The 20,733-nt window shown below is 68.0% G+C and carries 18 protein-coding genes and 2 pseudogenes; 10 read left to right on the top strand and 10 right to left on the bottom strand.

The annotated features are described in order from the left end of the window. Positions 1–24: 24 nt before the first annotated feature. From ACZ5VQ_RS42690 to ACZ5VQ_RS42680, 3 genes are all read right to left on the bottom strand, one after another. The gene (locus ACZ5VQ_RS42690) at positions 25–876 is read right to left on the bottom strand and encodes a phosphotransferase enzyme family protein (RefSeq protein WP_469109721.1); all 852 of its coding nucleotides are present in this window, start codon (positions 874–876) and stop codon (positions 25–27) included. 89 nt (positions 877–965) lie between these two features. Continuing rightward, positions 966–1,385, bottom strand: coding sequence for a MerR family transcriptional regulator (locus ACZ5VQ_RS42685; protein WP_469109742.1), 420 nt, complete (start codon positions 1,383–1,385; stop codon positions 966–968). Between the two features lie 60 nt (positions 1,386–1,445). Then, positions 1,446–2,480 (bottom strand): MDR family NADP-dependent oxidoreductase, encoded by a 1,035-nt coding sequence (locus tag ACZ5VQ_RS42680; RefSeq protein WP_469109720.1) that lies wholly within the window; start codon positions 2,478–2,480, stop codon positions 1,446–1,448. Positions 2,481–2,670: 190 nt separating this feature from the next. Between ACZ5VQ_RS42680 and ACZ5VQ_RS42675 the strand changes: the two are divergent. Further along, a pseudogene (locus ACZ5VQ_RS42675) lies at positions 2,671–2,918 on the top strand (sulfite oxidase); the annotation flags it as partial. 20 nt (positions 2,919–2,938) lie between these two features. On the opposite strand, the gene ACZ5VQ_RS42670 reads toward ACZ5VQ_RS42675, so the two are convergent. After that, positions 2,939–4,210 (bottom strand): hypothetical protein, encoded by a 1,272-nt coding sequence (locus tag ACZ5VQ_RS42670; RefSeq protein WP_469109719.1) that lies wholly within the window; start codon positions 4,208–4,210, stop codon positions 2,939–2,941. Between the two features lie 250 nt (positions 4,211–4,460). Here ACZ5VQ_RS42670 and rox point away from each other — a divergent pair, with 250 nt between their 5' ends. The 3 genes from rox to ACZ5VQ_RS42655 all read left to right on the top strand — a co-directional run bounded on the left by rox (position 4,461) and on the right by ACZ5VQ_RS42655 (position 8,226). Then, positions 4,461–5,888, top strand: coding sequence for a rifampin monooxygenase (rox, locus tag ACZ5VQ_RS42665; RefSeq protein WP_469109718.1), 1,428 nt, complete (start codon positions 4,461–4,463; stop codon positions 5,886–5,888). Between the two features lie 352 nt (positions 5,889–6,240). Then, the gene (locus tag ACZ5VQ_RS42660) at positions 6,241–6,666 is read left to right on the top strand and encodes a hypothetical protein (RefSeq protein ID WP_469109717.1); all 426 of its coding nucleotides are present in this window, start codon (positions 6,241–6,243) and stop codon (positions 6,664–6,666) included. 51 nt (positions 6,667–6,717) lie between these two features. Beyond that, complete coding sequence (locus ACZ5VQ_RS42655; protein WP_469109716.1) at positions 6,718–8,226, top strand: WD40 repeat domain-containing protein; 1,509 nt, start codon at positions 6,718–6,720, stop codon at positions 8,224–8,226. Between the two features lie 70 nt (positions 8,227–8,296). Here the strand turns inward: ACZ5VQ_RS42655 and ACZ5VQ_RS42650 are convergent, their stop codons facing one another. Together ACZ5VQ_RS42650 and ACZ5VQ_RS42645 are read right to left on the bottom strand one after the other, a co-directional pair. Beyond that, positions 8,297–9,019, bottom strand: coding sequence for a VOC family protein (locus ACZ5VQ_RS42650; protein ID WP_469109715.1), 723 nt, complete (start codon positions 9,017–9,019; stop codon positions 8,297–8,299). Positions 9,020–9,208: 189 nt separating this feature from the next. Next, positions 9,209–9,808, bottom strand: coding sequence for a hypothetical protein (locus tag ACZ5VQ_RS42645; RefSeq protein ID WP_469109714.1), 600 nt, complete (start codon positions 9,806–9,808; stop codon positions 9,209–9,211). 297 nt (positions 9,809–10,105) lie between these two features. On the opposite strand from ACZ5VQ_RS42645, the gene ACZ5VQ_RS42640 reads away from it, so the two are divergent. The 4 genes and pseudogenes from ACZ5VQ_RS42640 to ACZ5VQ_RS42625 form a co-directional block, all read left to right on the top strand. Further along, the gene (locus ACZ5VQ_RS42640; protein WP_469109741.1) at positions 10,106–10,498 is read left to right on the top strand and encodes an effector-associated constant component EACC1; all 393 of its coding nucleotides are present in this window, start codon (positions 10,106–10,108) and stop codon (positions 10,496–10,498) included. A 4-nt stretch (positions 10,499–10,502) separates the two neighbouring features. Beyond that, a complete protein-coding gene (locus ACZ5VQ_RS42635) occupies positions 10,503–12,935 on the top strand; it encodes a caspase family protein (RefSeq protein ID WP_469109713.1) in 2,433 nt (810 codons plus the stop codon). Positions 12,936–13,212: 277 nt separating this feature from the next. Further along, complete coding sequence (locus tag ACZ5VQ_RS42630; RefSeq protein WP_469109712.1) at positions 13,213–13,902, top strand: haloacid dehalogenase type II; 690 nt, start codon at positions 13,213–13,215, stop codon at positions 13,900–13,902. A gap of 129 nt (positions 13,903–14,031) precedes the next feature. Further along, a pseudogene (locus ACZ5VQ_RS42625) lies at positions 14,032–14,511 on the top strand (NAD(P)-dependent oxidoreductase); the annotation flags it as partial. Here ACZ5VQ_RS42625 and ACZ5VQ_RS42620 read toward each other — a convergent pair. Beyond that, positions 14,462–15,028 carry a PH domain-containing protein gene (locus tag ACZ5VQ_RS42620; RefSeq protein ID WP_469109740.1) on the bottom strand — a complete coding sequence of 189 codons (567 nt, stop codon included), beginning with the start codon at positions 15,026–15,028 and terminating at the stop codon, positions 14,462–14,464. The pseudogene ACZ5VQ_RS42625 and the gene ACZ5VQ_RS42620 overlap by 50 nt on opposite strands. Before the next feature lie 337 nt (positions 15,029–15,365). Further along, positions 15,366–15,911, bottom strand: coding sequence for a YciI family protein (locus ACZ5VQ_RS42615; RefSeq protein ID WP_469109739.1), 546 nt, complete (start codon positions 15,909–15,911; stop codon positions 15,366–15,368). A 162-nt stretch (positions 15,912–16,073) separates the two neighbouring features. Between ACZ5VQ_RS42615 and ACZ5VQ_RS42610 the strand changes: the two genes are divergently transcribed. Together ACZ5VQ_RS42610 and ACZ5VQ_RS42605 are read left to right on the top strand one after the other, a co-directional pair. Beyond that, positions 16,074–16,754 carry a hypothetical protein gene (locus tag ACZ5VQ_RS42610; protein WP_469109711.1) on the top strand — a complete coding sequence of 227 codons (681 nt, stop codon included), beginning with the start codon at positions 16,074–16,076 and terminating at the stop codon, positions 16,752–16,754. 132 nt (positions 16,755–16,886) lie between these two features. After that, entirely contained in the window at positions 16,887–18,335 is a 1,449-nt protein-coding gene (locus ACZ5VQ_RS42605) for an FG-GAP repeat domain-containing protein (protein ID WP_469109710.1), read from the top strand. 101 nt (positions 18,336–18,436) lie between these two features. On the opposite strand, the gene ACZ5VQ_RS42600 is transcribed toward ACZ5VQ_RS42605, so the two are convergent. Together ACZ5VQ_RS42600 and ACZ5VQ_RS42595 are read right to left on the bottom strand one after the other, a co-directional pair. Further along, positions 18,437–19,099, bottom strand: a complete 663-nt coding sequence (locus ACZ5VQ_RS42600; protein ID WP_469109709.1) for a GDSL-type esterase/lipase family protein — start codon at positions 19,097–19,099, stop codon at positions 18,437–18,439. 36 nt (positions 19,100–19,135) lie between these two features. Continuing rightward, on the bottom strand, positions 19,136–20,656 hold the full coding sequence (locus ACZ5VQ_RS42595; RefSeq protein ID WP_469109708.1) for an FAD-dependent monooxygenase: 1,521 nt from the start codon (positions 20,654–20,656) through the stop codon (positions 19,136–19,138). Between the last annotated feature and the right edge of the window lie 77 nt (positions 20,657–20,733).

Genomic DNA, 20,733 nt, shown 5'->3' with positions numbered 1-20,733 from the left:
GCGCCCGACCTCGAAGATCCGTAATCAGCCATGGGTGTCCGGGCCGTTGCGACCCAGTGCTGCTCGGATCTGGCTGAGCCACTCTGCGCCCAGCCGGCGCCCGTTCGGGAGTTGGTCGCCCCGGTCCCAGCGCCACGTTGTGATGATTGCCAGCACGAGGATCCGGCACTCGCGCAGCAGGTCCTGATCGACTCCCGGATAGTGCTCACTGACTTCTTCGGGCGCATGGGCGAGGTCGAATTCGACGGGCCCGCTGCAGCACGTCTCGAGGTCGATGAACAGCAGCCCGTTCTCCGTGGTGAGCAGGTTGCCCGGGTGCGGCTCGCCGTGCAGCAGCTGCTCGGCGCCGCCGCGCTCGCCGATTGCTCGGCTCATGCTTCGTAGCGTGTCGCTGAGGAGCTCCCGGTCCGCGTCGGCGAGCGCCGGAGTGTGTTCGCGGTTCGCCAGGAGTTGTTGGGCGTGCTCGACTCGATCCGTGAAGTGCGGCGTCGGGACATCGAGCTTGCGCATGCCGGCATGCAGCTGCTCCAGCGCCTTGGCGAAGTCGGCCGGTGAGACTTCTTGAGGCGTCACGGGTTCGTAGTAGGTCCATAGGGTGACCACGAAGCCATCACGCTCATGGACGCGGGGCTCCACGCGAGGCTCAAGGGCAGCCACCGGGCAACCGGCTTCGGCGAGCCGCTGAGCGAGCTCGACCTCGAACTGCGCGACCTGTTGATCTACAGGTGCCACCCGGGCCAGGACGTCACAAGGCAGCAGACGCAGAGTGAGCTTGTTGGAGTCATGAAGAACGATCGCGTCGTCCACCGCCAGGTCAAGTGATGAGGCGATCGACTTTGCTGCGGCCACCGCACGCGAGAATTCTGACGCCTGCATCGTCGCCCGGCCCCTCTCCCATGAGCGCTGCCACAACTCTCCAAACGGTGCAACCAGCCTGCGCACCATACCAAGTTGTCGATCACGGCCTACTGGGCCTCGGCCGAGAAGGCCGCCTCAGGTGAAGAAGGAGAAGAGCCGGACCGATCGCCCACGCGCTGTGCCAGACGGTCGCGCAGCCGGGTCAGGCGGTCGATCTCGGCGTCGAGGGCCGCCAGCCTGCGGTCGGCGACCCCGGAGCCGGGGACACCGGAGTCGGGGCACCCGCACCGCCGTTGTGGATTCTCGACCAGCACGTCGATCCGGTCGCCGACACCGCGCAGATCCTCGACGGTGAGCCCGAGCGCCAGCAGCTCACGCACAGCGCGGACCCTGGCCACATCCTCCGGCCCGTACTCACGCTGTCCGGAGGCCGTACGCGGCGGCGGTGGCAGCACGCCGCGCTCCTCGTAGAACCTCAGAGCCCGGGCCGTGGTCCCCGCCGCTGCCGCCGCATCCCCGATCCGCATCCCGCCCCCGTCCTGGACTTCTTCACGCACCTGCCGCACCCGCGGCCGCGCCTCGTGGCTTCACCGTGGCGGCAACTCCACGACGACGGTCCCGAAGTGCCGCCCCTCGAACAGTTCCTGCAACGCATGTGGCGCCCGTTCCATGCCCGGGACCCGTACGCACGGGAAGGTGATCTCGCCGGAGCGCAGCCAGTCCCCGAACCGCTTGGTCCATTCCTCCGTCACCTCGGGGTGATCCATGCCGCTGTAGCCGCGCAGCGAGACGCTCTGGTTGACGAGCCGGAACGTGTCGATCTCCGCGGGCGCACCGCCACCGTCCAGGTGCGGCGACAGCTGTCCGGCCAGAGCACCGACCAGTGCGAAGTGGGCACCGCGGCGCGCGGCTCGCACCGCCGCGGTCAGTTGCTCACCGCCGACGGTGTCCAGCAGGACGTCGATGCCCTCAGGCGCGGCGGCGGCCAACTGCGCGTCGAGCGACTGGGATCCCGGAACCAGCACCGCGTCGTAGCCCAGTTCGGCCCGCAGCCGCTCGGCCTTGTCCGGCGAACGGGTGCTGCCGACGACCCTCGTGGCCCCCAGCAGACGCGCCACAGGGCCCGCCAGCGACCCCACGCCTCCGGCCGCCCCAGTGACGAACACCGTGTCGCCGGGGCGGACTTCGGCGAGCCTGGTCAGTGCTCCGTACGCGGCCGACCCGGAGGACAGGTGGGCCACCGGGTCGGGAAGGGCATCGCCCAGCGGAGTGCAGTCGGCCTCCGCCACCAGCGCGTGTTCGCGCCATCCGAGCAGATGGGTGACCGCGTCCCCGGGCCGCAACGAACTGCCTGCCGCTGCGGCGACGACCTCGCCGACGGCGGGACCGAAGAGCGTGTCGCCGACGTGGATGCGCGGCAGGGGTACGCCGTCGGCCTGGCCGCCGATCAGGGTGCGCAGCCCTGGAAACACGAGGAAGTAATGGTTCCGGACAAGGACTTGACCGGGACCGGGGGCGGAAAGCGGCTTCTCCACGACCGCGAAATGCTCAGGCCCGGGCAGCCCTTCGGGGGTGTCGGTCAGCAGGATCTCGCGCGTAGTCGCAGGCAGGGGAGTGGCCATGTCGGGGCTCCTGGGCAGGTGAATGGGTGAATGGGTGAATGGGTGATCGGGTGGGCGCGGGCGACAGCCGGAGCTGCCCGGCCGTCGGCGCGCAGACGGTATCCCTTGACGTGCGCGTCAAGGGCAAGACAGCAGTGGCCGTCCGGCCTGCTTTTCGATGGAGACTCCTGCCTTCCGGCGTACCCCGTGTCTCAGCTCGCCGTGGAACACCACCTACTACCGGCTGTTCGGCCCCGCCCACCCGGAGGGCGGCAGCGCGCCCGCGCCGGTGCCTGGTCCCGCTGGTCCCTCAACTGGAGGCCCGACGAACCCGGCGCCACCCACCTGCTGGCCCGCGCCACCGACACGGCCGGCCGCACTCAGCCGGACACCGCCGCGCCGAACACACAGGGGTACCTGTTCGACGCGGTGGTGCGGCATCCCGTGAGCGTGGTGTGACGACGGCCCCGCACCACGCTTCAGTCGGGGAGCGAGGACAGAGGTACGGCGAACACCGTCCGTAGGTTCTCCCATTCGGTCAGGGACCAGACCTGGCCCGTGCTCTGCCAGTAGGTCAGGGACTCCGGGTGCTCGGCCCAGCACTGGTAGGTGCCTCCGCAGGTGGCCACGCTGCGGGTCGTGGTCTGTCCCCAGAGATGGCCGTGTACGCCGGACGAGGCCGAGGCATGTGCGACGTACCAGACGTTGTTGTGGGCGAGGACCCCCTGCATGTTCCCCACGCCGCTCCGGTAGCCCTGGACGGCCGGGACGAACGAGCCGGAGGCGGTACTGCTGTTGAGCAGGTAGTCGCTGCCGAAGTTGTAGCGCAGCATGCGGCCCTTGGTCCCGTTGTTCAGGTACTCGGTGGTGACCAGGCTGTTGGGCACGCTGCTGCGGTCGAGTGAGAGCGAACCGACGCAGGGCACGGCGGTGTTCACGTTGCCCGTGCAGGCCCCCGCGTCGTACGAGTACGAGCCGATGGCCGGCATGACGTACTGGTAGCCCCAGGCGGAGTAGCCACCGTCGACCTTGCCGATCGCGTAGCTGTTCACCGAGGCCTGCAGGATGTGCTGCATGCTGAAGACGTAGATCGCGTTGGTGTGGCCCTGCTGGCCGGAGACGAACAGCTTGTCCCCGTACCAGGCCATGCCTCCCGCATGCGCGGCGACCCTCGCGAAGTTCTCGCCGCCGCTGGTGGGAGTCACGAGGAGCACCCAGCGGTACTTCGGGGCGGCGGGGTTGTTGTAGTCGATGAAGGCGACGCGGACGGTGTTGTAGCGGGCGTCGCCGGTTCCGCTGCCGACGTAGCTCCACCCGGCCAGGATCAGCCTGTTGGTACCCCAGGCGCCGTCGTCGTCGGCATCGCCCGAGCTGGTGATCGACTGGGGGTGCCAGTCCGGGGTCGTCGCGTCGCCGGTGTCCCAGCAGAAGCTGGTGCTCGCGGTGGGAGCGGTCGGCAGGGTGCCCCGCTCGGCGGCGTTGCACGAGCGCGCCGGATGGTTGGCGCTCTCCAACACCTCGGTGACGCCTACGTTGTTGAGCTTCGAGTCAAGGTTCGCGGTCGTCTCCGGGGTGACCGCGTTCCAACGGAGCCCGTAGCCAGCCCGCTCACTTGCACCGATCGTCTCCAGCGGATCGGTGTAGGCGGTGGCGGCCGCTCCCGCACCGGTGATCGCGCCTGGGGCCAGCGTGGCGGCGACCAGAGTGAGCAGGGCGACCAATACGAGTCGAATGCTTCTTCGGGAATTCATGGTGGGGCCTTGCCCCATGGAGTTGAAACCCATTCCCGGGGCTCCGCCGGCACATGGCAAAGGCAAGGAGAACGCCCTCTCCTTGCCACTATCAACCTATAGCGCACCGGGGGCCTTGCGGCAAGACCCGGGTCGTGCAGCAGAATATCCGGTCGAAGCCAGAACCGGCGGAAATCAGTGACTCACGAACTGTGTATGTCTTTGTTGGCATATGGGCCTCATGGGGCCTTGTTGGGATGAGGGGGATTCTATGGTTGACGTGATCGTGGTCGGCGGCGGACCTACCGGCTTGATGCTGGCCGCCGAGCTGCGGCTGCACGGCGTGCACGCGGTCGTGCTGGAGAAGGAGACAGAGCCGACCAAGGTCGTCCGCGCACTCGGACTGCACGCGCGCAGCGTCGAGGTGATGGACCAGCGCGGTCTGTTGGAAAGGTTCCTCGCGCTCGGGAAGCAGTACCCGGTCGGTGGCTTCTTCGCCGGCATCACCAAGCCGTCGCCGGACCGGCTGGACACGGCACATCCGTACGTTCTCGGCATCCCGCAGCCCGTCACCGACCGCCTGCTGACGGAGCACGCCACCGAACTCGGCGTCGATATCCGGCGCGGCTGTGAACTGGTCGGGCTGAGCCAGGACGACCAGGGAGTCACCGCCGAGCTGGCCGACGGCACGCAGTTGCGCTCGCGCTACCTCGTCGGCTGCGACGGCGGCCGCAGTACGGTGCGCAAGCTGCTCGGCGTCGGCTTCCCCGGCGAGCCCGCCAGGGCCGAGACGCTGCTGGGTGAGATGGAGGTGACGGCGCCGCAGGAAACGGTGGCCGCCGTGGTGGCCGAAGTCCGCAGGACCCACCTTCGGTTCGGCGTCGGGCCCTACGGGGACGGGCTGTACCGCGTCGTCGTACCCGCCGAGGGAGTGGCCGAGGACCGCTCGGTCCCGCCGACCCTTGAGGAGGTGAAGCAGCAACTGCGCGTGTTCGCCGGCACCGACTTCGGCGTGCACTCGCCGCGCTGGCTCTCCCGCTTCGGCGACGGCACCCGGCAGGCCGAGTGCTACCGGACCGGCCGCGTGCTGCTGGCCGGCGACGCGGCGCACATCCACCCGCCGCTGGGCGGACAGGGCCTCAACCTCGGCATCCAGGACGCGTTCAACCTCGGCTGGAAACTGGCCGCCCAGGTCAACGGCTGGGCGCCAGAAGGGCTGTTGGACAGCTACCACGCCGAACGCCACCCCGTCGCCGCCGCCGTGCTGGACAACACCCGCGCGCAGACCGTGCTGATGACCCCCGAGCCGGGTCCCCGGTCGGTGCGCCGCCTGATGTCGGAACTGATGGACTTCGAGGAGGTGAACCGGTATCTGATCGAAAAGGTCATCGCGATCGGAGTCCACTACGACTTCGGCGAGGGACACGAACTGCTCGGCCGACGGATGCGGGACATGGAGCTGAAGCGGGGGCGCCTCTACGAGCTGATGCACGGCGGCCGCGGCCTGCTGCTCGACCAGACCGGCCGGCTCTCGGTGGAGGGGTGGGCGGACCGCATCGACCACGTCGTCGACGTCAGCGAGGAACTGGACGTGCCCGCGGTGCTGCTCCGGCCGGACGGCCACGTGGCATGGGCCGGTGACGATCAGCAGGATCTGCGCAGCCAGTTGCCCAGGTGGTTCGGCGCTGCCGCCGGCTGAGCACGCGGTTGTGGCTCGAAGATGGTGAGACCTGCCTCAGGGGCCGGATTCACCGAGGTCCGGTGCCGTACGCAGCCAGGTTTGAGGCCGTCACCGAAGGCCGCCCCAAACTCGACGACCGTCCCGGCGCCGAGGCCGAATGCTCCCCTGTTCCGATCTCGACTTCGCTGCGACCATGAGGGGATGGCGCAGGAACCGTTCGAAGTGGGGCTCGCGCAAACAGGAGTTGACCGGCACTTCGGGTCCGACACGAAGATCGACCGTGCCGAGCTCCGTCACATCAGGAGGACACCCCCTGCTCGTACCGGCACGTGACGGACGAACGTACAGCCCATATCGCCCTGGGGGGCCGATGACTGTTTCCTGCCGATCCGGCGACAACCAGAGCGGTGGTCTGGAGATCACCATCACCCTGACTGCCCTGGAGGCCGAGGCCTTGGGCGAGGACGCCACCCTCATGGCCGAGATCTTCGACAGTTATCTGTGGGCCATGGGCATGCTCCGCACTGGCCGCAACTCCCGCGACCCCGGCACACCGCCCTCAACTCCCGGCGACTGGCTTTCGGCCCTGCGCGGCCTCGACCGGCTCCCGACCCGTCTCCAAGGCATCCGCGACGGTTTGATCCGAGCCTGCACCGCGGCCGACGGCAGCCTCGAACGTCTGGCCACCGTCATGAACGTCAGCAGGTCGGCCGCTCGGCATCGACGCACGAGGATCACCCGGCATGCCCCCAAATCCTGGGAGCAGTGGGCCATGACGAACTCTTCGCGAACTTGACGGAGGTACGCCGGTAAGGAAATGGGAGAGAGGCACTCCGGAGGGAGGCGGATGGTGACGACGCAGCCGGCGGCGTGTTCGTGGACGGACGAGGAGACCGTGGCGGCCAACGCCGCCGGGCGGCTGGCCCCGGCGCAACTGCCGTTACTGACCGGGGCATCGGCCCGGATCATGAGCGCGGTGGGGCGGATCGCCGACGTACCGGGCGCCGAGCCCGAGGTGCGTGCGGCCGGGGTGCGGATCGAAGTACGTGACGACGCTGCGCCGCTTCCGCCTCCCGCGACGTACCGGCTGTACTGGCTGGCACCGGCGGAGGGGGTGGAGGGGCGGAGCCTTCTGCTGTCGGCGCAGCCGCTCGACGCGCGGCAGCCGGGGGAACAGGCGGATGCCGTCGCCGTCGAGGTGGGACGTGTGCCCGCCGGGAGCCGGTGGCGCCGTCGTTCACTCCTGCTGGCCGGGCTCGGAGCAGCCGCCGTTTCCGCCGCAGGCGTGACCCTGTCGCGGCTGTCCTCGCGTCGCGGCTCCCGCACCGACCCGGGCCGAACCGCCGGGCTGTTCACTCCGGGTTCCTCAGGGGCCGGCCCCGTCGACGCGTCCCTCGCCCCGGTTCCCCGGAGAACCGCTGACACCGAAGGCATCCGCTATGTATCGCTACTGATCGATGCCGGAGAGGTCACCACGCTGGCCTTCAGCCCGGACGGGCGGACTCTGGCCGGTGGCATCTCGGACGGCACCATCCGGTTGTGGGCCACGAAGGACGGACGTCCGACCGCCCTACTCACCGACGCCCGGCGGTTCAGCCCGGTCGAGGTCGCCTTCCACCCGGACGGCACCACCCTGGCCGATGCCCGGGACGCAGTACGCCTGTGGAAGGTGGCTTCCAGACGCATGACAGCCGTCCTGGCCCTCACCCGCAGCGCCACCGACGACTACGCATGGTGCGTCGCGTTCAGCCCGGACGGAGCCTTCCTGGCCAGCGGCCACAGCTTCGACTACCTACGGCTGTGGGACGTCGCGAGCCGTTCGAACGTCGGCATACTTCGCGGCCACAGCGCATTCGTGTTGGCGGTGGCGTTCAGTCCCGATGGACGGCTGTTGGCCAGCGGGAGCCACGACGCCTCCGTCCGGTTGTGGGACGTCGCGGGCCGTTCGAGTGTGGCCACCCTCACCGGCCACACCAGCACTGTCCACTCGGTGGCGTTCAGCCCGGACGGCACCACCCTGGCCAGCAGCAGCTACGACCGCACGATCCGGCTGTGGGACGTCTCGTCCGCCCGCACGATCGCCGTTCTCAAAGGCCACACCAGCGCAGCGACGTCGGTGGCGTTCAGTCCCGACGGACGGATGCTGGCCAGCGGGGGCAGCAGCGCCAGCTCCGCGTTCAGCAACGACTACCCCGACGACCACACCGTTCGGCTCTGGGACGTTGCGAGGCGTACGAACGTCGCCACCCTCGCGGGCCACACCGGCGCCGTGCGATCCGTGGTGTTCAGCCCGGACGGCACCACGCTCGCCAGCGGGAGCAACGACGGCACCGTACGGCTGTGGGAGATCCGCTGACCCTGTGACCGGGGGAGTTGTCTCTCCAGGACATGCTCTACGAGCCCCGCCGAGCCCGACCCCGGCGTAGCTACCGGGGCGTCAACACGGAGAACTCGTTGCCGTCGGGGTCGGCCAACTCCACCCAGTCGGCCTCGCCCTGACCGGCGTCGATTCGCGTCGCGCCGAGGGAGAGCAGACGATCGACCTCTGCCTGCCGATCACCCTGGACAGATGGAGCGAGGTCGAAACGCAGCCGGTCCTTACCTGTCTTCGGCGCCACCGGTGGACCACCCCACGTGATCTTCGGACCGCCGTGAGGCGAGCGAATGGCGGTCTCCTGGTCCTGGTCCCAGACCAGTGGCCATCCCAGTGCTTCGCTCCAGAAGTACCCAACCGCCTGCGAGCCGTCGCAGGCCAGTGCTCCGATGAATCCGCAGTCGGCGAGGAAGCTGTTGCCCGGCTCGACGACACAGAACTCGTTGCCTTCGGGGTCGGCAAGCACCACATGACCCTCCTCCGGGAGTTGGCCGACGTCGATGTGCCGTCCACCAAGTGCCAGGGCCCTGGTCACCGTCTCCTGCTGGTCCTCCAGAGAGGTGCTCGTCAGATCGAAGTGCATCCGGTTCTGGCCGACCTTCGGCTCCTGGCTCGGCAGGAAACGGATGCGGAACCCGGTGTCATCACCGGGCAGTAGCGTGACGCCCTCGTCCGGATCGTCGACCACCTCCCAACCCAGGACCCCCGCCCAGAACTGCGCGAGACGCAGTGGCTGGCCGGCACCGAAGCAGAGCGCGAACAGTTGACAAGTCATTCCCCTGCACATCCCCGATCCACTGACTGGCCGCTGTCGACGGGGCGCCCTGTCGGTCCCCCCAATCGGAGCCTAAGGGTGAGCCGGTGTCATCCGCACCCGAGTATTCGACCGCTGCCGGAACATCCGGGCCACCATCGCCTGAGCTCGTAACACGATCTCGTGGCCTCATAGAGGGAGCGCCGATGCTCACTTCTCGGCGTCGGGCCAAGTGGCCACAAGTGCTCGTCGATCTGGAAAGCGGGGACCGGAGACCATCTCCTTGGTGGGTTCACCGTTGAGCCAGCACACTTGCTCGGGGGCCCCGTCGCCGGTGTCGAACAGGCAGCACACTCCTCCGCTGTCGGCGGTGAGGTCGGTGAACACCCTCCTGATGTTGGCCGACCGTGCAAACAAGCGGCTCATCCCCGACGTCGCTGCCCAGCACTCCACCGACGTGTAACCAGGGTGCAGAAGGGACTCGAACCGGATCGTCGCGTAGATGTACCCGATCTGGATGCGCCCGTCCGCCTCGGGGTCAGGGCCGTTCGTCTGCGCGTACTCGCGCAGTGCATCATCGACGTCGAACATGAGGGACGTGTCGAGCTCGAGCGTGCTGCTCGTGGAACAGTCGACCGGCTCGCTCTTGAACTGGGACGTGAACGGGAGGACGAGCCGGTCACCGCCGGGCAGGGTGATCTCAAGTGGTGGTACGGCACGGGCCGGTGGCGCCAGCTCGGCCAGATTGGCCAATGCCCTGGCGACATTCCGAGGACGCAGATAGATGTCGTAGCCGTAGATCAGCCCCACGCTTCCTCCCTGTCCCAGATCGAACCGCACCCTCTCACGACCCGCCCCTCGTGCGCTTGTCGGTTCCGGAAGTCCGGCGCCGGTCGACCGGTGATGCCGGGGGAGTCTGCACTGAGATGTGCAAGACAAGTGCCGCGCCTGCCCCACCAGTTCACTCAAGCGGCTATTGAGGAGTCTGAATCACAACTGTTTCAGACCCAGGAAGAGGACACCAACTCTCCGCCGATGCGCTAATTTAGAGGGCACGATCGCTTCGGATCTCTTCGTCATTTTGCCGCAACTACCGTCTGTGGGGTGATGGGTTCCGTGGAGGTGATGTTGCTTATCGAGCAGCGCGGTGATGAAGATGCCGTCGACTTAGCCGAGTTCACCGACGATCTGAAATCAGAGCTTGATCATTCCTGTGAGGGTGACATCGATCTGTTGTTCAGGGAAGCTGAACCTGGGGCCCCTGTCACGAGAGGACCGATCGCGGAGGTGGGCGCGCTCGTTGTGCGCCTGGCGGAAGCAGTCGGACTGCAGGGCCTGTTGACGTCCCTGTTCAATTGGATGGCACGCACGGAGCGCGGGGTGGAGATCTCCGTGAACGGCGTCGAAATGAAACTCACGAGGGCGACTCCGGAGCAGCAGGAGCGCGTCATACAAGCCGTTCTGGCTCACATCGATTCCGGTTCGCGAACGAGAGGTTGAGGCGATGGCACCACCCGTACGCCGACTCTTCTACGCGGCGGGATCGTCGGACTACCACGTCGACAGCAATCTCGGTTCGCTGGAAGGTGTGAAAGAGGACCTGGTCCGGATGGCCGAGCTCTTCGCGAACGTATTCGCTTACGAGCGTCGACCGTCAGTCCCGCTTTTGAACCACGGGGCGGAATCTGTGCGCAGATCTCTGGTGTCACAGGACGACGAACCGTTCACGGCATCCGACACGGTCGTGGTCTACTACGCCGGTCACGGAGAACACAGGGGCGATCGCCATTACTTGATGTGTTCGGACAGCGAGCGTGCGAAGCCGACCTCGACGGCACTTCCCACCGAGGACCTGGTGCGGATCTTCACCGAACGCAACGCGCGGCGGTTGCTGCTGATCGTCGACACATGCCATGCGGCCCAGGGTGCAGCCGATTCCGTACGTGAAGTCGCACAACAGGTCGCCATCAACATGGGGCGGCAGAACGAGAAGTTCAACGGAAGGATGATTTCCTTTTCAGTCATCTCAGCCGCGCGAAAATACCAGCTGGCCGACGACTCGGCCTTCCGTATCGCATTGGAAGAAGCAATCAAGAGCGGGGAGTGCGGGGGGATCCTCTCCAGGAAGCTGCCGCTGGAAACGGTTGTCGAGGTTGTCAGCGAGAAACTGAAAGAGCAGGGCCACGAGCAGGATGCCACTCTCGCAACGCTGCTGAGCGATCGTGACAATCCACCGTTCCTCCCCAATCGGCGCTACGATCCGGATGCTCCGCCCCAACCCGCCAGTGTCGCAGAGCTGGAACACCTGTCGCTCTGTGACATGACTCCCGCTGAGAAGCAGGCAGCGGCCGAGGACTACTTCATCGGTTGCACCGCGGCTCTCGACCGCCTCAGGAGCTGGGTCTTCGACACCCCGGACACGAGTCGCCCACTCGCAGTGACCGGAGCACCGGGTATGGGGAAGTCAGCGCTGCTCACGGAGTTTTGGCGGTTGACGAACGCGGAAACCGGGGAATCGGGCGCACCGCCGCCCGTGACGGTGGCGCTCATCAACGCTCGTGACAAATCATGGGGCGACATCATCGCGGAGATCGCTGTGGCGGAGGGCGTTGACCGTGAGACGTCTCGCAGCACGCTCATCAGTTTGTTGCGGGGGCGTCGGCGCCCGTTCGTTCTTCTCGTCGACGCTGTGGGCGAGGCACCCGAAAGGGAGGGTTCTCGGCGTCCGCAGGAAATCACGGAGCTTTTGCGGGACATGGCCGAACTCCCCATGATGCGGGTGGTCACGGCAGTCCCCGCCGATCTCCTCACCGATCTCCGCCCGGGCGAGCGCCTCGACCTGAACCAGCCCCAGTGGCACAGTGAGGCCGACCTGCACGCCTACGCGACACGGCTGCTGCTCAATCCGTACGGTCCGGGTAGTGAGGCGACTTGTTCTTCTGATGAGGCCCCCGGGCGCGCAAGAGTAATCGTCGCTCGCGCCCGTCGTAATCGCCTCCTGATTCGACTGCTGGCCCAGCGGCCGACGGCAGCGGACGAGAATTCCGTGGATCCACTCGGCCCTGACACGAATCCGGATGTCGAGGAACCCAGGACGATCGGAAGCGTATTCCGCCAGGCGGTGCGAGCGCGATGTCATGACGCCGACGAGATCAAGACCGTGGAGGCTCTCCTCGGCGGACTGGCCTTCTCTCATGGAATGGGACTTCCGTGGGGTGGTCGGCTGTGGCCACGAGTGATGGCGAAGGTGTTCAACGCCGGCAAACCGCTGCGCAGCGAGGACATCCGACGGCTGCTGGAGGTGGCTGGCCCCTTCCTGGTAGAGGCGGTCGACTCGGCGGGGCGAACCGTCTACCGGCTGTATCACGAGACGTTCGCCGAAGAACTGCGTGCTTCAGCGCCCGAACACGCCCGCGAGGACATCGTGAAGGCACTCAGGGAGGAGATCTCTGAGCGATACCGGGAGCAGCACGATCGGCCCGTCGATCCCTATGTGGGTGACTATCTGCCGGCCCATGCCGCCGACGTCGGCGGTGTGAGGGATCTCCTCCAGGACCCCTTCTTCCTGCTCACGGCCGACCCGGCCGCTGTCCGAAGAATGCGGGACGAGTGCCCGGAGGCCTGGATCGAGTCGGAGATGGCGCTGGACTTCATCAGGATGAAGAGCTCGGCGGCGCAGGACATGGCCGCAGACCTAGCGCTCCTGAGGGCTGTCGCAGTCGGTTGGAGTGCCAGGACGCTGCTCCGTCGCCTCGTCCAGGGACTTCCTTCGTCTCCCCTCGGCCGGTTCACGACCATCATGACCATCGCCTGCACCGGGCGGGTTGCGCACCGGCGAATGACCTCGGAAGACGGGCGGCATCGAATCACCGTGCAGACCTCCGCCGACGGTGAACTCGTGGTTGACGTGCTGCGTGACGGTAGAACGGAGGGGTAGGCACTGAGCCTTTCCTGCCCTCGGTCTGAGCTGGCCGGATGGAGGGCGAGGCGGCTTGGACGAGGCCACCGTCGAACACGCCCGCAAGCGCTCGGGGCCGGGCCATACCGACCGCGCCCTGACGCCCAGGAGAAACAGCTCCAGAACTGGGTTGCCGCTCAGGGACGTACCCGATGCGTCACCTCCTTGACTGGTGACGCAAGACCGGGCAACAATCGCCACCTGCGGCTTGACCCAGGCCGCGTCCCGCCTGGGGCCACCATGAGGAGGAGCCAGCATGGCCGAGTCGTACGGCATCGAGGTTGTCGTCTTCGACATCCTCGGAACGATGGTCGACGAGCCGGGCGGACTCAGAGCGGCCATCCGCGAAGCGGTGCCCGGAGCCGACGACGTGTCCGTCGAGCAACTGCTCAAGGTGTGGCGAGATCATGTCGAGCGCGAGCAGCAACGCACCGCGGAGGAAGGCCGGGCGTACGCCAACACGGAGGTCATCGACCGCGAGGCAGCTCTACGCGTAGCCGACCGCGCCGGGCTCACCGACCCGGTGGCCATCGCGCGACTGGCTACCGCAAGCCGGCGCCTGAAACCCTGGGACGACTCCCGCGCCGGACTCACGCGCCTCGCCCGGCGATTTCCCGTACTGGGACTCTCCAACGCCAGTCGCGCGACCCTCCTCCGCCTCAACGCGTACGCCCAACTGGGCTGGCACCAGGCTCTGTCGGCCGAAGACGCTCAGGCCTACAAGCCCGCGCCGGAGGTCTACCGGCTCGCGCTCGACGCCGCAGGTTGTCCACCAGAGCGTGTTCTGATGGTCGCCGCTCACGCCTGGGACCTTCGCGGAGCTCAGGCGGTGGGAATGCGAACCGCGTACGTTCATCGACCGGTCGGGGACCCGCCGGTGAGCACCGACACGTTCAACTGGCGGTCGAACACCCTGGACGAGTTGGTCACCGAGCTGACGGCGTAACCCTGCCCGACCAAGTCCTTCGCTGCGTACGCGCGCCCCGGCTCACCGCCGAGCTGCTCGACAGCGCCCCGCGACTCGCCCTCGACCTGTATGCCGCAGGCTCCGTACGCTCCCTGGTGACCGAGAGTCCTGGGCGCGCGGAGTGCGGGTCACCTCCGCGGGCACGGTGATCGCGGACAAGGTGGCGGACTTCGCGCTCGCCCAGATCCTGTACGCACTCAAGCACGGCTGGCGCTATGTCCTGACCGCACGGCGTACCCGGGCGGCGGCTGTCCGCCGAAGCGAACTCGGCACCGCGGGGCCACCGTCGGCCTTGTCTCGCTCGGAGACACCGGGCGGGCCACCGCGCGGCTCCTGGCCAGGCACGGCGTGCGTGTGCTGGCCCACGACCCGTATGTGCCCGTCGCCACGGCTCATGCTCTCGGCGTCGAACTGACCTCGCTGGAGGGCGTATTCGCCGAGAGTGATGTCGTGAGCCTGCACGCCCCGCTGCTCGACGAGACCCGCGCCATGGTCGACGCACGGCTGCTGCACTCCATGCGCTCCGACGCCACGCTGGTCAACACCGCGCGCGGCGGCCTCGTCGACGAGTCGGCGCTGGTGACCGTGCTCGGAGAACGTAGTCCTGCCCTTCCTGGCCGAGAGGCTGTAGTCGCGCCCAGCCCACACCCAGACCTGCACCCGCGCCTCGAACACGGGCCTCGGGCCGCGACCCGTCAGCCGCTGGGCCGACGACTGCGGTACGAGTGATCGCGGTCAGCGCGAAGAAGAGGGCCGCCTGTCGTGCATCGCGTCGACCGATCAGGACCGCGGCCTGCGGGTCGGGCGCCCAGTCCGCGCCGCGCATTTCCTCCCATGAGCCGAGCAGCAGCCCGAGTTCGCGCTCGACGTTCACATGAAGATCGTCGACGAACGGCAACAGCACCTTGGAGCCGTCCCGCCCGTAGGCGTGCACGAGCACGTTGGGCGCACCGCTCTGCACCGCCGATGCCGGATTGACCTCTGCCCTGATGTCCTGGATGTCCTCCCACGCCAACCGGCGGCGCTTGACCATCCCGCGTGTATGGATCGCCTTGATGTCCGCGGTGGTCGAACAGCGCAACGTGGCATAGAGGAGCCACCCCATGAGAGCCACCCACGCCGCTAGGAAGGGGTAGCGGAGCGAGGCGGGCACCTCGGCGCCCCACAGAGCCGCCAACACGCTGAGCGTGCCCAGGCCGATCACCCAGAGGAACACGTGTATCCGGGACCGTCTCATCCGGTACTCGCGCGGCAGTCGTTCGGACCCCACAGCCACCCCCGGGGTAAGGCGTGCCCCATCCGTCGACCCCATCCGTCGACCCCATCCGTCGACACGACCGATGGGGCACCATGGTGAGGCTCCAACTCCGTTGTGTCGAGGGCCCGTTGGGAAGTGAGCCGTTCCGGGGTGTCTCGACGCCCTTCGCCGCGTCCTCAGTTCACTACGACCGCCCGCCGAACTGCCAGTTGTGGACCTCGATGTCGGCATACAGGCCCGGGGTCAGGACGGCGCGCGCCGTGTCCGGATCCGGTGCCCGGACCAGCACCGCCGTACCCAGCCAGGTGGTGCCGTCGTCGGACAACAGCGGCCCGTACGCGATCAGTTCGTCCCGGTCGGGCGGCACGGCGAGGTCGGCACCCTGCCCCGAGCCAAGGCCCAGCACCAAGTACCGGTTGCCGTCGGTCCCGCCCCCGGGGAAGTCCCACATGGTGCGCCCCAGCAGGTTGCGCCACCGGCGCAGCAACACGTCCCGGTACACACCGGCCTGGTAGCCGGGCTCGTCAAAGGCGAACGCGCGGGCGGTGGCAAGATCCGGCAGGTCCACGATGTGCACGCTGCCGGTGGGCACGTCGTCCCCGGCGAGGGTCGGGCCGCGGGCGATCATCTCCTTCTCGAACCGGTCCATGTACGACCAGTGCTCTTCCAGCAACTCGTGGCGCAGCGCCACAGAGCCGGGCCGATCGCGGTGGTAGCAGAAGAACTCCATGCTCACACTCTCCACCATCCGTCGTTGGGGCGGCCTCCGGTTGTCACAGGCACGGCCCGTCATGGAGGATCAAGCGTTCGAGGCGCACGGAACCGCTGTGCGTGGTGGGGGCGCGAGGGGGCGGCGATCTTTTCCGTAGTCGTCAATGTGCTGGTCGGTCTGGTGACCAGCCTCATCGGTGGTGGGTTCGTCTGGCTCTGGGAGCGCGGCAAGCGCACCGGCCGACTGCGCCGCAAAGCGGACTTCTTCGGCCTCGTCCCGGGGGAGACCTGCTTCATCGTCATCGGCAACAAACACAACACGCGGGGCGTCACCACACACAAGGAAATCCGCGCCATGATCGAGGTTGCTACCCTGGCCGGCCAACTCGGCTGTGACGTCGAGACCGAGTCCAGCGAGGACTTCCGTGGCATCAACGACGACCGTACGGAATTCTGTATCGGCGGTCCGCTCGGCGAGGCCAACCTCCGAACGGGCGGCCATCTCGCGGCCCACCTGCCCGGCGTCAGCATCCTGCCGTACGGTCAGGGTCCGGAGTCGGTGGCGTTCGACGTCGGCGGCCGACGCTACCCGTACCGGAAGAACGAGGTGGAGTACGCCCTGGTGGCCAAGTTCAGGCCACCGCAGGCGACTCGCCCGGTCATGCTGGTCTGCGGCCAGAGCTCCCTGGCCAACCAGGCCGCGATCCACTACCTCAGAAGGAACTACCACCAAGTGGCCGACGCCCTCGACGAGGTCGACCGCTACTGCCTCCTGATCAAGGTCTCGGACATCGGTACGTACGGCTTCCAGGGTGCGAGCCTCGAAGCCGATGTGACCGCCGACGCGTTCACTGCCCCCTGACACCGGTTCCCGCGCCGGGGATTCAGTTCCTGCCCTGACGCCAGTCCCGCGCCGACGCCTAGGTTTCTGACCGGAATCCGACCCTGACCCCGTCGTTACGGGCCCGTGAGCTGCGTCTCGCACACTTGCGCCATGCGCCGCCGCCGTGCCCACCGCCCTGCTGTCGCCCTGGTCTGTCTCTGCGCGACCACCCTGCTGTTCACGGGCTGTTCGGGCGAAGACGGGAAGTCGGCGCCGACGCCCCCTTCCCCCGCTCAGCGGGACGACGGCGAGGTCAACCGGGACGACGTGAACGGCGACGGGCACGCCGACGCGGTCGTCAACGGCTGGTACAAGGAGCCGAAGGCAGGTGGCGATTGGCACAACAACCGCTTCGTCGCCCTCGCCGCATCCGGCGGCCCGGAACCGGACAAGGCCTTCCGCCTCGCGGAGCGCTACACCAAGCCGGACCCCCGGGTCACCAACTCGCCGATCGCGTACGACCGGTCGACCCAGTTCACCGGGGATCTCGATGACGACGGCCACGCCGATGTCGTCGTACGCAACCTGCTGAGCCACCCCAACGGGAAGTACACGCCCGAGCAGCGCATCGTCTGGGGCGGCCCCGACGGCCCCGCAGGCGTCACCAAGCTGCCCGCCGACGTCCTCCCGGCCACCGCCGCCGGGGACTTCGACGGCGACGGAGCCCTCGACCTGCTGACCCTCGCGGAGCCCGGCAGCCAGTACGAGCGCAAGCCGCAGCTCGCCACTGTCCTGTACGGCCCGCTCAGCCGCGACGGCGGGGCGCCCCGCACCACCTCCAGTATCGACGTGGGTCAACAGGGCTGGGTGTCCGCGGCCCACGCGGTCGTCGGCGACTTCGACGGCGACGCCCGGGACGACCTGGTGACCAAGTCCGAGTACGACGAGGAGGACGTCCGCTTCGAGGACGACATGCCGGAAGACGTCATCGATGCCGTGTTCTACCGGGGTACGCCTCAGGGGCTGAAGCCCGCCGGGGCCGTACCCGGAATCACGACTCGGCCCGACAGCCAGGCCCCCGTCGGCAAGCCCGTGGCCGCCGGGGACTTCGACGGTGACGGCCACGCCGACATCCTCGCCCGGGTGGGCCTCACCGAAGCCGTTGCCGTCTACGGAAGCGACGAGGGCCCCGGCCGGGGCAGGGCCGCCGACGCACTAGGGAAGCTGGACGTCGTCAGCGCCGTCGCGGTCGGCGACGTAGACGGCGACGGCCACGACGACATCGCCACCCAGTCGCATGGCATCGATCGCCGCGTCGGCCAGGTGGTGGTGCTCCTCGGCGGCAAGGACGGGCTCGACGCGGCCCGTACCGGCAAGATCGACCGGTACGCGATCGGCCTCGGCGGCTCCCCTCAGCACGAGGGGGACCGTGACTTCTTCGGCTGGGACCTGCACATCGCCGACCTCGACACCGATGGCCGCGACGAGCTGCTCATCGGCACTTTCGGCTTCAACAAGCCCCGCAAGGACGACGGTTACTGGATCCTGCGCGGAACGAAGAACGGCCCGTCGAACACTGACCACCGCTTCATCAAGACCAAGGACTTCGGCGAGAGCTGACTACTTCCGTCCGCGCAGCGTCGACGTCCCGGTCGGTGACGTTCCTCGCGGTCGCCGAAGTCGCCGAAGTCGCCGGTGTCGCGGGCGATCGCGAGGCCCGGTCACTCCACCAGGCGCATCCAGGCCGCCGCGAGTGCGGCGTGGCCGGCCGGTGTCGGGTGCACGCCGTCCGCAGCCCAGTACTCCGGCCCGGTCGTCGCGGCGAGTTCGGCGAACATGCCGTCGGCGGCGAGCAGTTGCGCACCGTATTTGCGGGCGAGTTCGCGCACGACCTGGATCTTCGGGTCCAGGTCGGCCCGCCACTCCTTCCGGACCTTTTCGTCGAGGTGCATGTCGCCGACCTCGACCAGTCCGCGAATCGGCAGGAGGAACGGTTCGATGAGGATCAGGTCGGTGCCGGCCTCGGCGAGGGGCGCGAGCAGACGGTCGTACCCTGCCGCGAAGTCCTCCGCGGGGATCACGTAGCCGTCCGGGTCGTACGAGTGCCAGCCGACGTCGTTTCCGCCGACGAGGATCGACACCACGTCCGGGCGCGCGTCGAGGACGTCCGCCTGCCATCGGGCTTCGAGGTCCATCACCTTGTCGCCCGCGATGCCGGAGTTCAGCCAGTTCACGGTCCGGTCAGGGTGCCGGAGTCCCCACTCGCCCGCGACGCGCAGCGGGTAGCCGAACCCGAGACGGTCTTCGCTCTCCAGCCGTCGGCAGTCGGTGATCGAATCGCCGGTGAACATCACGGTGGTGCCCGGTCGGATGGTGATTGTCATGTGTGCTCCTTGAACTCGGTTGTCGGGATGGCTGATTCAGATGTGCGGGGCGCCGAACCAATGGCCGGCGGCCTGTTCGAACGCTGCACGGTCAGGGTCACGATCACCTGCCCAGGCGACCGTGCCGTCGGGTCGGATCAGCACGGCACCGAGTCCGAGGTCGTTCCTCGCCGGTCCGGCTGCATATCGCATCCGGCTCTCCCAGCGCATCGCTGGACCGTGCAGGCATCGGTCGATGCTGAAATCGAGCGCGACACCTCGTCCGTCCTGCGTCAGGTCGCCGAGGCGGGTGCCGTCCTCAAGGCGGAAGTCCGGGACGTTGCGGCCGACCAGCGGGTGTTCGCTGCCGAGGTCGTAGCGGTTCGACGATCCCGATGTCCTCTTGAACACGTAGGTCGTTCCGTCTCGGGTCCCGAGCAGGTCGCGCAGCACTCCTTGGATCGCCTGGGCATGCGGGTCCGGCTTCATGGCCGCGGCCTGGGCGCGCGTCCAGTCGAGCACCGCTGCGCCGATCGGACGGCGCTCGCGGGTGTAGGTGTCGAGAAGCCCGTCCGGCGCGTGTCCGTGCACGGTCGCGGCGAGCTTCCATCCCAGGTTCATGGCGTCGCCGAGGCCGAGGTTGAGTCCCTGCGCTCCCAACGGAGAGTGGATGTGGGCGGAGTCGCCGGCGAGCAGAACGCGCCCCTGCCGGTAGGTCGTCGTCTGCATCGCCCGATCGGTGAAGCTGGAAGCGAGATGGACGTCGGTCAGCGTCACATCGGTGCCGGACACGCGGCGGAGAACCATTTGGAGATGCTCGCGAGTCGGCCGCTGCGAGCGATCGAAGGCGCCGCCGTCGAACTCCAGCATGCCGATGTACTCCTGCGCGGGCGTCCGGAGGTACATGCCTGTCGGCGTCAGGTTGAACCCGGGGTGCAGTTTCTCGGGGTCGGCGATGGTGGCGAGCACGATGTAGCCGGTGAACTGCGGCTCGGTGCCGACGAATTCGAAGCCCGCGAGCCCACGCACCGCGCTGCGTCCGCCGTCGCAGCCGACGACCCATCGCGCCGCGTACTCGTGCTCGCCGGCCTGCACGACCACGCTCTCACCGTCCTGCGCGACGGCTGAGACCGTGACGCCGCGCCTGACCTCCACGCCGAGTTCGGACGCTCGCTCGGACAGCACCGTCTCGACCGCTTCGAGGTTCGTCATCACTCCCTCCGTTGCCGGGCCGGGAAGCCGGAACGGCAGGGCGGTGACGTCGACCTGGGCCGGATCGAGCATCATGCCCGCGAAGTGGCTCACGCCACGAGGGGGTGACGGTTCGTCCGTGTCGGGGTTCGAGCCGGGATCTTCGTGGACACCCGACGCAGTCAGCAGCGGGTGCAGCATCCCGCGGCGGTAGAACGCCTCGACCGACGCGGCGGACAGGCCCCGCATCCCGAGCGGGTCCGCCTTCCAGGGGGAGCGGCCCTCGGGCTCCCGCTCCAGCACCAGGACGGAGCAGCCCGCGAGGCCAAGCTCGCAGGCAAGGAAAAGACCAACAGGGCCGGCGCCCACAATCACTACGTCATGCACGAGAACTCCCCTTCCGAAGCCTCTTCCGTAGCCTCTTCTGAGGCACGCAGAGACTGACGCGGGCCGCTCACACGGGG

Source organism: Streptomyces sp. NPDC033178 (assembly GCF_055577685.1).
Note: the sequence above shows the minus strand (reverse complement) of the source record. Positions and strands in the feature narration are given on the sequence as shown.

What these genes read in the sequence shown, in the direction of transcription:
- ACZ5VQ_RS42690 (WP_469109721.1), bottom strand. Translation starts at nt 876, where the DNA reads ATGCAGGCGTCAGAATTCTCGCGTGCGGTGGCCGCAGCAAAGTCGATC.
- ACZ5VQ_RS42605 (WP_469109710.1), top strand. Translation starts at nt 16,887, where the DNA reads ATGCGCCGCCGCCGTGCCCACCGCCCTGCTGTCGCCCTGGTCTGTCTC.
- ACZ5VQ_RS42615 (WP_469109739.1), bottom strand. Translation starts at nt 15,911, where the DNA reads ATGGAGTTCTTCTGCTACCACCGCGATCGGCCCGGCTCTGTGGCGCTG.
- ACZ5VQ_RS42680 (WP_469109720.1), bottom strand. Translation starts at nt 2,480, where the DNA reads ATGGCCACTCCCCTGCCTGCGACTACGCGCGAGATCCTGCTGACCGAC.
- ACZ5VQ_RS42630 (WP_469109712.1), top strand. Translation starts at nt 13,213, where the DNA reads ATGGCCGAGTCGTACGGCATCGAGGTTGTCGTCTTCGACATCCTCGGA.
- ACZ5VQ_RS42635 (WP_469109713.1), top strand. Translation starts at nt 10,503, where the DNA reads ATGGCACCACCCGTACGCCGACTCTTCTACGCGGCGGGATCGTCGGAC.
- ACZ5VQ_RS42650 (WP_469109715.1), bottom strand. Translation starts at nt 9,019, where the DNA reads ATGACTTGTCAACTGTTCGCGCTCTGCTTCGGTGCCGGCCAGCCACTG.
- ACZ5VQ_RS42670 (WP_469109719.1), bottom strand. Translation starts at nt 4,210, where the DNA reads ATGAATTCCCGAAGAAGCATTCGACTCGTATTGGTCGCCCTGCTCACT.
- ACZ5VQ_RS42685 (WP_469109742.1), bottom strand. Translation starts at nt 1,385, where the DNA reads ATGCGGATCGGGGATGCGGCGGCAGCGGCGGGGACCACGGCCCGGGCT.
- ACZ5VQ_RS42640 (WP_469109741.1), top strand. Translation starts at nt 10,106, where the DNA reads ATGGGTTCCGTGGAGGTGATGTTGCTTATCGAGCAGCGCGGTGATGAA.
- ACZ5VQ_RS42620 (WP_469109740.1), bottom strand. Translation starts at nt 15,028, where the DNA reads ATGGGGTGGCTCCTCTATGCCACGTTGCGCTGTTCGACCACCGCGGAC.
- ACZ5VQ_RS42660 (WP_469109717.1), top strand. Translation starts at nt 6,241, where the DNA reads ATGACTGTTTCCTGCCGATCCGGCGACAACCAGAGCGGTGGTCTGGAG.
- ACZ5VQ_RS42655 (WP_469109716.1), top strand. Translation starts at nt 6,718, where the DNA reads ATGGTGACGACGCAGCCGGCGGCGTGTTCGTGGACGGACGAGGAGACC.
- rox (WP_469109718.1), top strand. Translation starts at nt 4,461, where the DNA reads ATGGTTGACGTGATCGTGGTCGGCGGCGGACCTACCGGCTTGATGCTG.
- ACZ5VQ_RS42600 (WP_469109709.1), bottom strand. Translation starts at nt 19,099, where the DNA reads ATGACAATCACCATCCGACCGGGCACCACCGTGATGTTCACCGGCGAT.